A 13,361-nucleotide genomic window follows, 5' to 3' on the forward strand; every position below is an offset into this window, starting at 1 on the left:
CCGACCCCTGGGGAGGGGGCCCGGGACTCTTTCTCTGCCGAGGGTGACTCAGGCGTCGGTCTGATCAGTCTGGTCGGTCTGATCTGCCTGGGTGCCAGTGTCGGTATCGGTGTCGTCGGGACGTCCGCCGCCCATGCCACCACCCATACCGCCGCCCATGCCACCACCCATACCGCCGCCCATACCGGTACTGGGCTCGGGGGCCTCCTCGCTGACGGACTCCAGGGTCGAGCGGATCGACTCGGAGAGCGTCTCGGCACCGGTGTCGCCGGCGGCGACCGCCCGCTCCGTGAGCTCGTCGAGGGTGTCGAGCGCGTACCCGCTGGCGATCAGCTGGTCGTACAGGTCGGAGTAGGCGCTGTCGTACATCGCACGGAACTCCTCGTTGTCGAGGAAACGCTCCTTGAGGATGCTGCTGCCACTTCCGCCGCCTGGACCACCGCCGCCTTCGCCGTCCTCGTCACCGCCGCCGGGGCCGCCCATGCCGCCTTCGGGCATCTCGCCCATGTCGCCCATCTCGGTGCCGTCGGGCATCTGCGGCATCTCACCGTCCTGCGGCATGCCCTGCATGCCGCCCTCGGGCATCTCGCCCATCTCGCCCATCTCGCCCATCTCGCCCATTGCAGCACCGTCGGGCATCTGCGGCATCTCGCCGGACGTAGCGGCGTCATCTGCGGTGCCGTCGGCGGCATCGCCCGTCGCGTCGTCCTGCGTGGTGTCGTCCTGCGTGGTGTCGGCACCCATGCCGCCACCCATGCCGCCGCCACCGCCCATGCCGCCGGACAGCGACATGTTCAGGTCCCAGGACAGGATCGTGAACTGCTCCTCGTCGGCGTCGTACCAGAGGTAGTAGTTGTTGCCCGGGCCGTCCATCGCGTCGTTGTTCGACAGGATCTCCTGCATCGCCAGGTACTCCGCGTAGGACTCCGCGTCGATGTAGTCGTCGAGCTGCTCGGCGAACTCCTCGTCGGTGGACTCGTTGAGGAACTTCAACAGGTTCATCACCGGCTGCAGGTCGTACCCGCCCTCGCTGTTGATCTGCTTGAAGGAGTCCTCGTACTCCGTCGGGTCCTCGCCCAGGTAGTCCAGGGAACCGTCGGCACGCGCCTTGTAGAGCACACCGTTGCCCAACTCGTCCGCCCACGGGGCGTCCGGGGTGTCGAGCACGATGCGCGCCACCGAGTCGCCGCCGTTGACCGACACCGAGGTGAAGCTGTAGTCCTGCGTCGTCTGGCCGGCCTCGGCGGTCATCTCCAGGGCGAGCGCCTCGTTCAACGCCACGTCTGAACCGCTGGTGGCAGGACGCAACGCGATCTCGGTCATGCCCTCGTAGGCGCGACCCTCCTCGTACTCGTCGAAGCTGATCAGCCACGGGAGGTCCTCGGGGGAGTCCTCGGAGAGCTGGATCATGCCTCCACCTCCGCCGCCCATGCCGCCCTGCTCGGCGTCGTCTGCCTCGGTGTCAGCGGTGGTGTCGTCGGCAGCAGCGTCATCGGCAGCGGCGTCGTCCTCGTTCTCGCCGGGACCGCCGCCCATCTCGCCGCCCATGCCGCCACCCATGCCGCCGCTGAGCGACGACAGCGTGGAGTTGCCCTTGAGCCGTAGCCCGACGTTCTCGATCAGCGTCCCGTCGATGGTGATGTCGGCACGGATGTACTCCTTCTCACCCTCGTTCTGGAACGTGGAGATCATCTCGTCGTACTCGGTCTGGTTGAAGGTGATGTCGATGGTGTGGTCGCCGCCGTCGTCGAAGAGGTCGGTGTCGCCCTCGATGTTCTGCGTGATCACCGTCTCGGACACCAGGTCCGAGGTGATGTACGGGCGCACCATGCTGGCACCGAAGACCAGGGCCACGACCACGCACACCGCGATGGCGGTGACGAGCAGTTTCCAGTGGTGGCGCAGCCGCACCGGCACCCGGTGCCGTAGCGGCGTGCGCTTGGCGTTGGTGGAGTCCGTCATGTCACATGTCCGTCTGGTCGTACCCGGTCAGGACGGTGGCCTTCTGGCCGGCGTTGACGACCCGGAGCTCGTTGATGAGGTCCGCGGCCTTGACGTCCTTCTTCAGCTTCGCGGTGTAGCTGTACTCCACCAGCGACCCGCCGCGCACGCTCTCGGTGCTGATCAGCTCGTACTCGGTGGTGTTGCGGATCAGGATGTCGTCGATGACCGGGCTGTAGTCGTCACCGTCGGCGGGGACCTGCAGCTTCACGACCTGACGCTGGACGTCCAGGGCGAACCAGTTGAACCGGTGCATCACCAGGATCACCGCGCAGATCACGACGGTGGCCAGGATCGCGAGCGTGTAGAAGCGGGTACCGCAGGCCATGCCGATGCCCATCACCAGGAAGATGAAGCCCACGTCACGGGTCTCCTTGATGGCGTTACGGAAGCGGACCACGGACAGGGCACCCACCAGGGCGAACGCCCGGGCCACGTTGGAGCCGACGACGAGCATGATCAGGGAGATCAGCATGCCCAGGATGATCAGGGTCTGCACGTAGCCCTGGCTGTAGCTGATGTTCTTGTGGGTGTTGCGGTAGACCCAGGCGACCACGAGGCTGCAGACGAAGGCCAGGGTCAGGGAGAGCAGGACGTCAGCGACGCTGAACGTTCCGGAGAGGTCGGTGAGACCGAAATCGAGGTTCATGGGGAAGTCTTTCTGCTGGTGACGAAAAGTTGGTTGGGGGAAGGGGATCAGTGCACGTGACTGTGGCGGGGCACGTACTCCGCCGGTGCATTCTGCTCGGACGGACCCGAGGTGTCGGACGCCTCGGCCGCCTCGGCGCCCAGCGCCGCGGGGTCGACGTGGTCGTCGTCCGGGGCGTGGAACAACGAGCGCGGCGCCATGCCGTGGGCCTCGACGCTCTGGCAGTACTTCGAGATCCGCTGGACCTGCAGGTCGTGGCGGGCGGCCATGTCGGTCACCCAGTAGGGTGCGCGTTCGTTGACCTTGACCTCCATCACCGCCAGGTCCGGGCGGATGATGTAGCGGCTGTCGGTCTCGGCACGCAGGTCGAAGTCGCGGTCGCGGCCACGTACCCGGTGGTCCAGGGTGACCCGCAGGCCGAGGTCGGCGTCCGTTCCCACGTACGGTTCCCGGCGGTAGCCGGTCATCGCCATGGGACGCAGGTCCAGGCGGATGACCAGGTCCAGGACCTCGTCGATGAAGCTCTGGTCGGCGCCGGGGTACTCCACACGCTGGCGGCGGTCGCACAGGTCCAGGGCCAGGTTGTAGGGCAGCATCACCCGGCGTTTCTGGGTGACACGGTTGACCCGCTGCTTGATCTCCACGGAGACCATCGAGTCGGCGGTGAGCGGTTCGTCGGCCCCGCCGGTCTCGCCGTAGCGGCGGATCCGCAGCTTGCGGCGGAACTTCAGGCCCTCGATCTTCTCGTAGTAGAAGCGCAGGTTGTCGGTGTCGTAGTAGACGCTCCACACCCCGTAGCCGCGTTCGCCGGCGTGCGGGTCGCGTTCCATCCGGTCGGTGAGCTCCTGGCGGATCGCCGGGATCTGCTCGGCGGGCACGAGGTACTTCAGCTCGTAGCGGTTGAAGGAGTGCAGTTTGCCCGGGGCGCGCAGTTCGTGGCTGAGTTTGTTCGGCTTCGTCATGGTTGTTCCTTTCCTCAGGTGTCGTGCTCAGGTGTCACTGAGCGGGAGTTCGGTGACGAGGGTGAAGATGTCGTTGTCCTTTCTGAGCGTGACGGTGCCGCCGGCGGCGGTGACCCGCTCGCGGAGCCCGGTCAGGCCCAACTGGCCGCTGGGCGCGTTCGGCTGGTTCGGGTCGGCCCGCGACGTCGGGTTGGTGACGGTGACCAGCACCGAGTCGTCCAGCACGGAGACGCTCGCGTTGGCGGCGCGTCCGGAACCGTGCTTGTGGGCGTTGGTCAGGCCCTCCTGCACCACCCGGTAGGTCACCTGGCCGACGGTGGTGCCGACGCGGTCCGGGTCGCCGTCGGCGCGCAGGGTGACCTTCATGCCGGTGGCGGTCATGGAGTCGACCAGGGCGTCGAGGTCGCGCAGGCCGGGCTGCGGGTGCCGCGTCGCGGCGTCCTCCCGCAGGTAGTTCAGCAGGACGCCGATGTCGCCGAGCACCTCCCGGGAGGCCGCGCGGATGGTGCCGAGGGATTCGCGGGCCTTGTCGGGGCGGGTGTCCAGGGAGCTGGACGCCACGCCGGCGTTGAGGCTGATCACGGAGATCTGGTGGGCGACGGTGTCGTGCAGGTCCTGGGCGATGCGCAGGCGTTCCTCCGCCACGCGGCGGCGGGCCTCGGCCTCACGGGTCTGTTCGGCGCGTTCGGCGCGTTCGGTGGCCGCCCGGGTGAACTCGCGGCGAGAACGTGCGCTGTCGCCGAGTGCGCCGGCGATGGCGATGCCCGCGGCGATCTGGAAGACCTGCGGGTCCAGCGCCATCTGCTCGGTGGTGAACAGGCTGATCACGGCGACGAGGACGGCACCGACACCGCACAGGGTGAAGGACACGGGACGTCGGGTCTGGTTGGCGACACTGTAGGCGGCGATGATCGCGGCGATGCCCGGGCCGAGGGGCTGGATGTCGGCGAGCAGGGTGCTGAGGTAGATGCACAGTGCGGCGAGGAACACCGACACCGGCACGCTGCGGCGCAGCGGGATCTGCAGTGCGGCGATGAGGGAGAGGATCACGGGGGCGAGCGTGGGGAGCAGCTCGGGGAAGGCCGCCCCACCGGGGCCCGCCATCGGCGGACGCGGGCTGGGGAACGCGGAGGGGATCATGACGAGGATCATGAGTGCCACGTCCCCGGCCCACCGCGGGATGCGGTGCTCCGGATGAGGTCGACTGGTCATGTGACCATTCTTTCCCCGGCGGGGCCGGGGCGAATCCCGCAGACGTGGGATTCTGGCGTACCACGTTCGTGGTACGACGGCAGATACCCGCTAGATCTCGATATCGAAATCGTCGGCGTCGCCCCTGCTCCTGGTAGGACGCCGCGGCGCGCAGGCGCGCGAGGTCGGCCTGCGTGCCGGACTTGCCGCGTCGCCAGTAGCCGAAGACCTGGACCTGGTCCTTCGGCAGCTCCAGGACCTTGAGGCAGTGGTGGCGCACGCCGCGGATGTCCTCGCGCTCACCGGCGGCCCAGAAGACCGTCGTGTCGTCCGAGGGGAGCTCGCCGACGAGGTCGGCCAGGGGAGTGCCCGCGGTGCCGTCGGCGAGGCGGACGTCCGCGCCGGGGAAGTCGGCGGCGTAGGCCGTCGGGTCGCCGTCCGGCACGGCCAGGGTCACGGTGTCCACGGCCACCGCGCGGGCGATCGCGCTGGCGGCGGGGTACGCCGAACCGTCCGCCAGCAGGTGGATGCGCTGTTCGGGGGAGGTGCGCGTCGGCGCGGGGTGCGGACGCGGCCCGGCGAAGGGCACGAGGTCGCCGGGGGTCAGACCGCGCAGCCAGCACATCATCGGCGAGTCCTCGCCGTGCACCACCACGTCCACGTCCAGGGTCGCGGTGTCGCGGTCGAAGGCGGCGACGGTGTACACCCGCCGGCACGTGTCGGGCTGGCCGGTCATCTCGCCGATCGCGTCACCGGGGTCCGGGATCGCCAGACGCACCGCCAGGTTGGTGGGCTCCCAGGCGGCGTGGTCGGTGATGCCGGCGACGTGGCCGGTGACCCGCACCAGCCACGGGTGGCGCGGGGTCACCGAGGTGACCTCCATGGCCAGTTCGCTCAGGCCCCGGGTGTGCTCCTCGCTGCTGAGGACCGAGGTCACGACCTCTTCGTCGGTGCTGGTTGTGGTGCTGTTGTTCATGCGGCTCCTTTCCGGGGGCGTCACAGGTTGCTGAAGTAGGTGTCGAGTTCGTCGAGCAGCCACGGGATGGCCAGCGCCGTCGGCGCGCCGAGGGCGGTGGCGGCGGCGGACTGCAGCTCGGCGGCCGTGCCGGCCTCCACGGACGGCAGTGACGACCAGCCGGAGAGCCCGTCGGGCAGGTCGTCCGGCGTCGTGCCGCGCACCCACACGGCCAGCAGGTCCATGTCGAGCAGGCTGATGTTCTCGGCCGACACCTCGATGCCGCGGGCGTTCGCCTCGCCCTCGATCTCGTCGGCGGTGAGGTCCATGCCCAGGTCGGTGAAGAACTTGTTGGCCGCGTCGTCCTCCGAGGACAGCACGCTGAACGAGCCGTCGGTGTAGGCGGCGTAGGCGAAGCTCGCCCCGTCGACCGCCGGGTACTCCTCGGTGACCTGTGCCATGCGCTCGTCGACGTCGGCGACGACCTCCTCGGCCCGGTCCTGTTCGTCGAGGACGCGTCCGGCGGCGGTGGTGACCTCACGCCAGTCGTCGACCTTGCCGGTGCCGACGGTGGCCACCGTGGGCGCGATCTCCGACAGGGCGTCGTAGGTCGCCTGATCGGGCACGTAGCCGGCGAGGATCACGTCCGGGTCCGTCGCGGCGATCTCCTCCAGGCCGAAGGACTCGATGGCGTTGCCGCCGCCCCCGGTGTTCGTGATCGTCTCGGCTGCGGCCCCGGAGGCTTCGGTGTTCCACGGCACGGTGTCGTCGGTGAAGACGGAACTGATGACCTGCGTGGACACCGGGTGGCCCAGTGCGGCGAAGGAGTCCGACCACGCCTGGCTGAAGCTGATGGCGCGCTCCGGGTTCACCGGCACCTCGGTGCTGCCGTAGGCGTGCTCCACGGTCTCGGTGCTGTTGCTGTTCTCGGCGCTTGCCTCGGTACTGGTGCTGCTCTCGTCGTCCGAGGACGACGAGCACGCCGCCAACCCGACCACGCACGCGCACGCCACGAGCACCGACATGCCCCGTGTTCCTGCTGTTCCCACTTCTTGTCCTCCTTGTAGCTAAGCCTGACCTTGTTTACGGGGGACGAGTGTACGGTCGGACGCATGGCCCGGATTGACCGTATGACGCAACCTGTTGAACTCAGGTTCCCCGTGTTCTTCTGGACGCTCACCGGCTCCGCGCACGTGGTCGTCGGCAGGGGGACGAGCGCCAGCCTGCGGCTCGGCGAGGGGCGCGGCGTGTGGGTCAACGCAGGTCAGCGCCTGCACGTCGACCGTGGACCGGACGCCGTGGTGCTCGGCATGCGCTGCCGTGGCGACGACGCCCTGCCCTTCACCGTGGACGGCGGGGCGACCACCGGGGCGGTGGACGCCGCCTGGCACGACCGGCTCGTCGACCAGTTCGCCTCGAGCCTGGGCTACCTGCAGGAGGAGCAGCGTGGCCCCGCCCCGGCGGCGATGCCCACCTCCACCGGCGCGCGCGAGGCAGCTCGCATCCTGCTCGACGACCTGAGCACGCCCGTCGACGTCGCCGACCTGGCCTCCGCCGTGCACCTGTCGGCGGCCACGCTGCACCGCCGCTTCCGGGAGGAGACCGCGTTGAGCGTGGGGCAGTGGCGGGCGCGGGCCCGGGTCGCCGCCGCCGAGGCGTACCTGCGCGAACCCGGGGCCACCCTGGCGAGCGCCGCGCACCGGGTGGGCCTGTCCTCCGCCTCGGCCCTGTCGCGGCTGATGCGCACGACATCCGTCCCGGTCCGGGCCCCGGTGCAGGCCGGTGCGGCACGCTCGACGTGGCCGCGCACCAACCGGATGCACGTGCTGGTCTGGGTGTACCGCGGCAGTGCACGGGTCTCCGCCGGTGAGCTCACCGTGGACCTCGGCGAGGGGGAGCTGACCTGGCTACCGGCCGGGATCCCGAACGTCGTGCGCATGGACGCCGGCAGCCTCGTGCTGCCGGTCGGCGCACGCGTCGGCAGGACGCCGCGGGCCGGTGGGCCGGTCCGCGTCCACCCGCAGGACGCCGCCGCGTTGCTCGCGGCGTCCGCACGCGAGTACGACCCGATCGAACCCACCACCACGGCGCTGGTGGACGGGCTGTTCTACGGTTACCTCGCCCACGGTTCCGAGGACGACCGGCAGGGCTCGCGGCTGATGACGCGGCTGCTCGAAGAGTTCCACCGCCAGCCGTCGTCGGACCGGTCGGTGGGGCAGTGGGCGGAGCTCCTGGGCTGCACCCGGGACGAGCTGGACGAGGCGCTGGACGGGGGATTCCGCCGGTGGCGGACCTCGGCGAGGATGGGCATCGCCCGCCAACTGCTCTTCGCCGGGGTGGACGTGCGCAGCATCGCGAAGCACCTCGGCTACTCCGGCACCAGTTCCTTCAGCCACGTCTTCGCCCGCGAGCACGGCGTGCCGCCGAGCGGCTACCGGGGCTACGTGTGATCGCCGCCGGTTCCATTAGAGTTGTCGTATGGAACACACTGCGAAGCACGACATCAAGCCCCGTTCCCGTGACGTGACCGACGGCCTGGAGAAGACCGCCGCGCGAGGCATGCTCCGCGCGGTGGGTATGGGAGACGACGACTGGGACAAGCCGCAGATCGGCGTCGCCAGCTCCTGGAACGAGATCACCCCCTGCAATCTCACCCTCAAGAAGCTCGCCGGCTTCGCCAAGGAAGGCGTGCACGCCGCCGGCGGCTACCCCCTGGAGTTCGGCACGATCTCCGTGTCCGACGGCATCTCCATGGGGCACGAGGGCATGCACTACTCGCTGGTGTCACGCGAGGTCATCACCGACTCCGTGGAGACGGTCATGTCCGCCGAACGCCTCGACGGCTCCATCGTGATGGCCGGCTGCGACAAGTCCATCCCCGGCATGCTCATGGCGGCGGCCCGCCTGAACCTGTCCTCGGTGTTCCTCTACAACGGCTCGACGATGCCGGGGCAGGCACGCCTGAGCGACGGTACGGAGAAGGAGGTCACCCTCATCGACGCCTTCGAGGCCGTCGGCGCCTGCCGCGCGGGCAAGATGTCCGAGGAAGACGTGGGAATCATCGAACGCGCCGTGTGCCCCGGCGAGGGTGCCTGCGGCGGCATGTACACCGCCAACACCATGGCCTCGGCCGCCGAGGCGATGGGCATGAGCCTGCCGGGCTCCGCCGCCCCGCCGGCGATCCACCGCAACCGCACCGAGTACGCCCGGCAGTCCGGCAAGGCCGTGGTCGGGCTGCTGGAGAAGGGGATCACCACCCGCGACATCATCACCCGCGAGTCACTGCTCAACGCCGTGGCCGTGGTCATGGCACTCGGCGGCTCGACCAACGCGGTGCTGCACCTGATGGCCATCGCCCACGAGGCGGAGGTCGACCTGAAGCTGCAGGACTTCAATGACGTCGGCGACCGCGTGCCGCACTTCGGCGACCTCAAGCCGTTCGGACGCTACGTGATGAACGACGTCTTCAAGGTCGGCGGCATCCCCGTGGTCATGCGCGCCCTGCTGGACGCCGGACTCATCGACGGCAGCTGCCTGACGGTTACAGGCCGCACGGTGGCGGAGAACCTCGCCGAGATCAACCCGCCGGACCCCGACGGCAAGATCCTGCGCAGCCTGGACGAGCCGCTGCACGCCACCGGCGGGCTGAGCATCCTGCGCGGCTCCCTGGCCCCGGAGGGTGCGGTGGTCAAGACCGCCGGCTTCGACGCCGAGGTCTTCGAGGGCACCGCCCGGGTGTTCAACCAGGAGAAGCCGGCGATGGACGCCGTGCTCAACGGCGAGCTGAAGAAGGGCGACGTGGTGGTCATCCGCTACGAGGGGCCCAAGGGCGGCCCCGGCATGCGCGAGATGCTGGCGATCACCGGCGCGATCAAGGGTGCCGGCATCGGGAAGGACGTGCTGCTGATCACCGACGGGCGCTTCTCCGGCGGCTCGACAGGCCTGGTCATCGGGCACGTCGCCCCGGAGGCCGTGGACGGTGGGCCGATCGCCTTCGTCGAGGACGGTGACCCGATCCGGGTGGACATCCCCTCGCGCAGCATCGACCTGCTCGTCGACGAGGAGACCCTGGCCCAGCGTGCCGAGGGGTGGACCCCGCCGCCGAACCCGCGGCTGCACGGGGTGCTGGGCAAGTTCGCCAAGCTGGTGCAGTCCGCCTCGCTGGGAGCGGTGACGAACGTGTGAGACCGGGTTCGATAGGGTACTTACCATGTCGAACGAAATGTCCCGCGTGGCGCGCGCCGTCATCTCCACCGTCGACGGGACACCCCCGGCGCCGCGTCAGCGCCGCCGGGCGCCCTACGACGTCGCCAAGAGTCTGCTGCTGGGGCTGTTCTGGGTACAGAACATCCGGGTGCGCATCGAGGGGGCGGCCAATATCCCGCTGACCGGCGGGGTGGTCCTGACACCCAACCACCGGGCCTACTACGACATGCTCCCGGTACACGGCCCGATGGTGGTGCGCGGGGACCGCAAGCCGCACGCCCTGCTGAAGAAGGAGGCCTTCGCCAACCGGTGGATCACGAAGCTCTTCGTCGAACTCGGCGGCATCCCGGTGGACCGCACGCCCGGCAAGGGCGGACAGTCGCTCACGGAGGCGGCGGACGCCCTGGCCCGGGGTGAGGTCGTGGCGGTCTTCCCGCAGGGCACCATCCGTCACGAGGAGGAGATCGGCGAGCTGAAGACCGGCGCGGTACGGATGGCCGCGCAGTCCGGTGCCGTGATCGTGCCGGTGGGCTGCTCGGGAACACAGAAACTCTGGACCAGGGGGCAGCGGCCCCGGCTCGGCGGACGCCGGGTGACGGTGCACGTGGTCGTCGGTGAACCCTTCACCGCCAGCGGGGACGTGGGGGAGGACAACCGGGAGCTGCAGGAGCGGATGCAGCAGGTCAAGGACAGGGCAGACAGGGCGGACCAGGCGGACAGGAGCTATTCCGGCAGGTAGTCGTTCGTGGTGGCCGCCGCACCGTCCACCAGTGTGTCCAGCAGGCCGTTGTCGCGCAACCAGTCGGCGTAGTCCGCCCAGGTCTGCGGGTCCTGCACACCGAAGGTGGTGTCGCCGTCACTGTTGCCCTCGCGCAGGATGTCCACGGTGGCGTCGACCATCTTGGCCAGCAGGTCCGGGTCGTATGCCCCCTGGGTCACCGGGGTCATGGCGTCGACCGCCAGGTCGGGGTCCTGCAGGGCGGCGTCGTGTCCGGCGGCGGTGCCGGCGAGGAACCGCCGGACGCGGTCGGCGTAGTCGGCGTCCTGCGCCAGGCGCGTGGGGTTGGCGATGATCACCAGCTCCGCGGAGGAGGGGATGCCCATCTCCGTGGCGCTGAGCGTGGTGATGTCGGTGCGTTCGGCCAGTTCCACACCCTCGATGTTGGGGTAGGCGCCGAAGATGGCGTCGACCTGGTCGCTGAGCAGTGCCTGGTTCAGGTTCTGCTGCACGTTCGGGGTGGTGATCGTGGAGCCGTCGAAGCCGGCCTTCTCGGCGATGAAGTCCAGCGAGGCGGTCTGCGAGGGCGAGCCGGAGGTCGCCACCGTCTTGCCCTCCAGGTCCGCCGGGGTGGTGATGCCGGAGGACTTCTTGGTGATCAGTGAGTTCAACGGGGTGGGGATCAGGGCGCCGACGTTGATCACGTCCAGGCCCTCGGCGCGGGCGAGGATGGTCGAGGTCTCGTAGCTGACGGCCAGGTCGGAGCGTCCCAGGGAGACGTCCTTCGCCGCGTCGGCGGTGTTGCCGGGCAGCAGGAACTCCACGTCCAGGTCCCGGTCCTCGTAGGCGCCGGTGTGCTCGGCGGTGTAGAGGGCCAGGTGGTCGGGGTTGGGGTTCCAGTCCAGCAGCACACGGGTCTGGTCTGCGGAGTCGGAGGCGTCCCCGCCGTATGAGCAGGCGGCGAGCGAGAGCACCGTGGCGGCGGTGACGATCACGGCGGCGGGACGGGAGAGCAGCTTGGAGGGGGTCATCGTGAGCCTTTCGGTGCCCAGGGGCAGCAGAGTCGTTCCAGCAGGGTGGCGGTGAGCAGGAGGAGGGCGGACATGAGGGTGAGGACCACGACCAGGGCGAACACGTAGTCGGTCTGCAGCCGGGGGATGGCCTGCATCAGCAGGTAGCCGATGCCGTCGGAGGAGCCGGTGTACTCGGAGAACACCGCGGCGACCGGAGCGTAGGTCACCGCGACGCGCAGCCCGGCGAAGCCGGCGGGCAGGGCGGAGGGGAAGCGCAGCCGCCAGAACACCGAGACGCGGGTGCCGTGCATGCTGCGCATCGTGTCCACCAGCCGGTCGTCCACCCCGCGGATGCCGGCGAGCAGGTTCATGGCGACGGGGAAGAAGCACACCAGCGCCACCACGATCACCTTCGGCAGCATGCCGTAGCCCAGGGCGATGGTGAGGATCGGGCCGAGAACGATCGTGGGGATCGCCTGCGAGGCGATGAGCAGCGGGGTGAACGCCCGGCCGATGACCGGCAGGTACCCGGCGGCGACGGTGACCAGCAGGGCCACGGCCACCCCGGCACCGATACCGAGCAGGGTCTCCGACACCGTCAGCCACGTCGCGGAGGCCAGCCGGTCGGCCCAGTTGACCTGCAGGGCGGTGAACACCGCCCCCGGTGACGGCAGGACGTAGTCCTCCACCCGGTCACCGGCGGTGGCCCAGAGCCACGCCAGTGCCACGAGGACGACGGTGACCACCGGCGGCAGCACGGTGGTGGTGAATCTGCGGACCATCACGCACCCCCGGCGAGTTCGCGCAGCAGCGCCGAGCGGGCGGCGGCGAACCCCGGGTCGGCCAGGACGTCCTCCCGGGCGCGTCCGCGCCGGCGGTCGAACCAGCCCTCGCGGCTGCGTCCGGCAGGCTCCACGCTCCCGTCGGCCACGAGCACCACGCGGTGGGAGAGCAGCAGGGCCTCGTCCACGTCGTGGGTGACCATGACCATGGTGGTGTCGGTGGTGCTGAGCACCCCGTGCAGCCAGTCCTGGATCTCGGCGCGGGTGATCGCGTCCAGGGCCCCGAGCGGCTCATCGGCCAGCAGCACCGGCTTGTCCGCCAGCAGCGCGCGGGCCAGGGCGGCACGCTGGCGCATCCCGCCGCTGAGCTGGTCGGGACGGTGCCGGGCATGGTGCTCCAGCCCGCACCACGCCAGGGTCTCGGTGGCGCGTTCCCGGGCGGCACGGCGTCCCACGCCCCGGTTGCGCAGCGGGACGGCGACGTTGTCGCGCACGCTGAACCACGGCAGCAGGCTGTCGCCCTGCGGCATCAGCGCACAGTGGGCCAGCCGGGCGTCCGCACCGGAGCCGTCGCGCACGCGCACCGTGCCGCGGGCGGGTTCGAGCAGGCCGGCGACGAGATGCAGCAGGGTGGACTTCCCGCAGCCGGAGCGGCCGATGACGGCGACATGCTCCCCGGCAGGGACGGTGAGGTGCACGTCCGTGAGGACGGCGGGTGAATTCGGGTAGGCGACGTCGACATGGTCGAGCGCCACCGCCGGGACTTCCGGCATGGGACATTCCTCCGCTCATGTGAATGAGTTCAGGTTCAGCGGGTGTGATCTCAGCCCCTGCGTGCAGGGACACCCCGTGTCTGTTGATCTGTGTTCAGTTGGTGACAACAT

11 protein-coding genes, 1 pseudogene and 1 riboswitch are annotated in these 13,361 nt (G+C 69.7%); of the genes and pseudogenes, 3 read left to right on the top strand and 9 right to left on the bottom strand.

The genetic code is table 11. From position 1 onward, the window contains the following. Positions 1-48 precede the first annotated feature (48 nt). The 6 genes and pseudogenes from ACT3UN_RS12835 to ACT3UN_RS12860 all read right to left on the bottom strand — a co-directional run bounded on the left by ACT3UN_RS12835 (position 49) and on the right by ACT3UN_RS12860 (position 6,807). Positions 49-1,962, bottom strand: a complete 1,914-nt coding sequence (locus ACT3UN_RS12835) for a CotH kinase family protein (RefSeq protein WP_444657233.1) — start codon at positions 1,960-1,962, stop codon at positions 49-51. A gap of 1 nt (position 1,963) precedes the next feature. After that, positions 1,964-2,650 carry a DUF4956 domain-containing protein gene (locus tag ACT3UN_RS12840; protein WP_301441894.1) on the bottom strand — a complete coding sequence of 229 codons (687 nt, stop codon included), beginning with the start codon at positions 2,648-2,650 and terminating at the stop codon, positions 1,964-1,966. Between the two features lie 47 nt (positions 2,651-2,697). Continuing rightward, positions 2,698-3,612 carry a polyphosphate polymerase domain-containing protein gene (locus tag ACT3UN_RS12845; protein WP_301441893.1) on the bottom strand — a complete coding sequence of 305 codons (915 nt, stop codon included), beginning with the start codon at positions 3,610-3,612 and terminating at the stop codon, positions 2,698-2,700. Positions 3,613-3,639: 27 nt separating this feature from the next. Beyond that, positions 3,640-4,824, bottom strand: a complete 1,185-nt coding sequence (locus ACT3UN_RS12850) for a sensor histidine kinase (RefSeq protein WP_301441892.1) — start codon at positions 4,822-4,824, stop codon at positions 3,640-3,642. 244 nt (positions 4,825-5,068) lie between these two features. Next, positions 5,069-5,779, bottom strand: a pseudogene (locus ACT3UN_RS12855) (siderophore-interacting protein); the annotation flags it as partial. A 20-nt stretch (positions 5,780-5,799) separates the two neighbouring features. Then, positions 5,800-6,807, bottom strand: a complete 1,008-nt coding sequence (locus ACT3UN_RS12860) for an ABC transporter substrate-binding protein (RefSeq protein WP_301441891.1) — start codon at positions 6,805-6,807, stop codon at positions 5,800-5,802. Between the two features lie 63 nt (positions 6,808-6,870). On the opposite strand from ACT3UN_RS12860, the gene ACT3UN_RS12865 reads away from it, so the two are divergent. The 3 genes from ACT3UN_RS12865 to ACT3UN_RS12875 are packed head-to-tail and all read left to right on the top strand — an operon-like array spanning position 6,871 to position 10,703. Further along, positions 6,871-8,208: a helix-turn-helix domain-containing protein gene (locus ACT3UN_RS12865; RefSeq protein WP_441582461.1), complete on the top strand. Its 1,338-nt coding sequence runs from the start codon at positions 6,871-6,873 to the stop codon at positions 8,206-8,208. Positions 8,209-8,236: 28 nt separating this feature from the next. Next, the gene (gene ilvD / locus ACT3UN_RS12870) at positions 8,237-9,943 is read left to right on the top strand and encodes a dihydroxy-acid dehydratase (protein WP_301441889.1); all 1,707 of its coding nucleotides are present in this window, start codon (positions 8,237-8,239) and stop codon (positions 9,941-9,943) included. A 25-nt stretch (positions 9,944-9,968) separates the two neighbouring features. Next, positions 9,969-10,703 (top strand): lysophospholipid acyltransferase family protein, encoded by a 735-nt coding sequence (locus tag ACT3UN_RS12875; RefSeq protein WP_441582462.1) that lies wholly within the window; start codon positions 9,969-9,971, stop codon positions 10,701-10,703. On the opposite strand, the gene ACT3UN_RS12880 is transcribed toward ACT3UN_RS12875, so the two are convergent. The 3 genes from ACT3UN_RS12880 to ACT3UN_RS12890 form a co-directional block, all read right to left on the bottom strand. Then, the gene (locus ACT3UN_RS12880; protein WP_444657234.1) at positions 10,688-11,713 is read right to left on the bottom strand and encodes an ABC transporter substrate-binding protein; all 1,026 of its coding nucleotides are present in this window, start codon (positions 11,711-11,713) and stop codon (positions 10,688-10,690) included. The genes ACT3UN_RS12875 and ACT3UN_RS12880 overlap by 16 nt on opposite strands. Next, a complete protein-coding gene (locus tag ACT3UN_RS12885) occupies positions 11,710-12,477 on the bottom strand; it encodes an ABC transporter permease (protein ID WP_301441886.1) in 768 nt (255 codons plus the stop codon). Before ACT3UN_RS12885 ends, ACT3UN_RS12880 begins: the two co-directional genes overlap by 4 nt. Next, positions 12,477-13,250 carry an ABC transporter ATP-binding protein gene (locus ACT3UN_RS12890; protein WP_444626457.1) on the bottom strand — a complete coding sequence of 258 codons (774 nt, stop codon included), beginning with the start codon at positions 13,248-13,250 and terminating at the stop codon, positions 12,477-12,479. Before ACT3UN_RS12890 ends, ACT3UN_RS12885 begins: the two co-directional genes overlap by 1 nt. Beyond that, positions 13,240-13,337, bottom strand: a riboswitch (TPP riboswitch). It overlaps the preceding gene by 11 nt. Between the last annotated feature and the right edge of the window lie 24 nt (positions 13,338-13,361).

The sequence above is a fragment of the Corynebacterium sp. AOP12-C2-36 genome (genome assembly GCF_052379185.1).
In the GTDB taxonomy this organism is placed as follows: Bacteria; Actinomycetota; Actinomycetes; order Mycobacteriales; family Mycobacteriaceae; genus Corynebacterium.

Bases quoted from the DNA above. Each gene is read 5' to 3' on its own strand.
- ACT3UN_RS12840 (WP_301441894.1), bottom strand. From the start codon at position 2,650: ATGAACCTCGATTTCGGTCTCACCGACCTCTCCGGAACGTTCAGCGTC.
- ilvD (WP_301441889.1), top strand. From the start codon at position 8,237: ATGGAACACACTGCGAAGCACGACATCAAGCCCCGTTCCCGTGACGTG.
- ACT3UN_RS12880 (WP_444657234.1), bottom strand. From the start codon at position 11,713: ATGACCCCCTCCAAGCTGCTCTCCCGTCCCGCCGCCGTGATCGTCACC.
- ACT3UN_RS12850 (WP_301441892.1), bottom strand. From the start codon at position 4,824: ATGACCAGTCGACCTCATCCGGAGCACCGCATCCCGCGGTGGGCCGGG.
- ACT3UN_RS12835 (WP_444657233.1), bottom strand. From the start codon at position 1,962: ATGACGGACTCCACCAACGCCAAGCGCACGCCGCTACGGCACCGGGTG.
- ACT3UN_RS12885 (WP_301441886.1), bottom strand. From the start codon at position 12,477: ATGGTCCGCAGATTCACCACCACCGTGCTGCCGCCGGTGGTCACCGTC.
- ACT3UN_RS12875 (WP_441582462.1), top strand. From the start codon at position 9,969: ATGTCGAACGAAATGTCCCGCGTGGCGCGCGCCGTCATCTCCACCGTC.
- ACT3UN_RS12865 (WP_441582461.1), top strand. From the start codon at position 6,871: ATGGCCCGGATTGACCGTATGACGCAACCTGTTGAACTCAGGTTCCCC.
- ACT3UN_RS12890 (WP_444626457.1), bottom strand. From the start codon at position 13,250: ATGCCGGAAGTCCCGGCGGTGGCGCTCGACCATGTCGACGTCGCCTAC.
- ACT3UN_RS12845 (WP_301441893.1), bottom strand. From the start codon at position 3,612: ATGACGAAGCCGAACAAACTCAGCCACGAACTGCGCGCCCCGGGCAAA.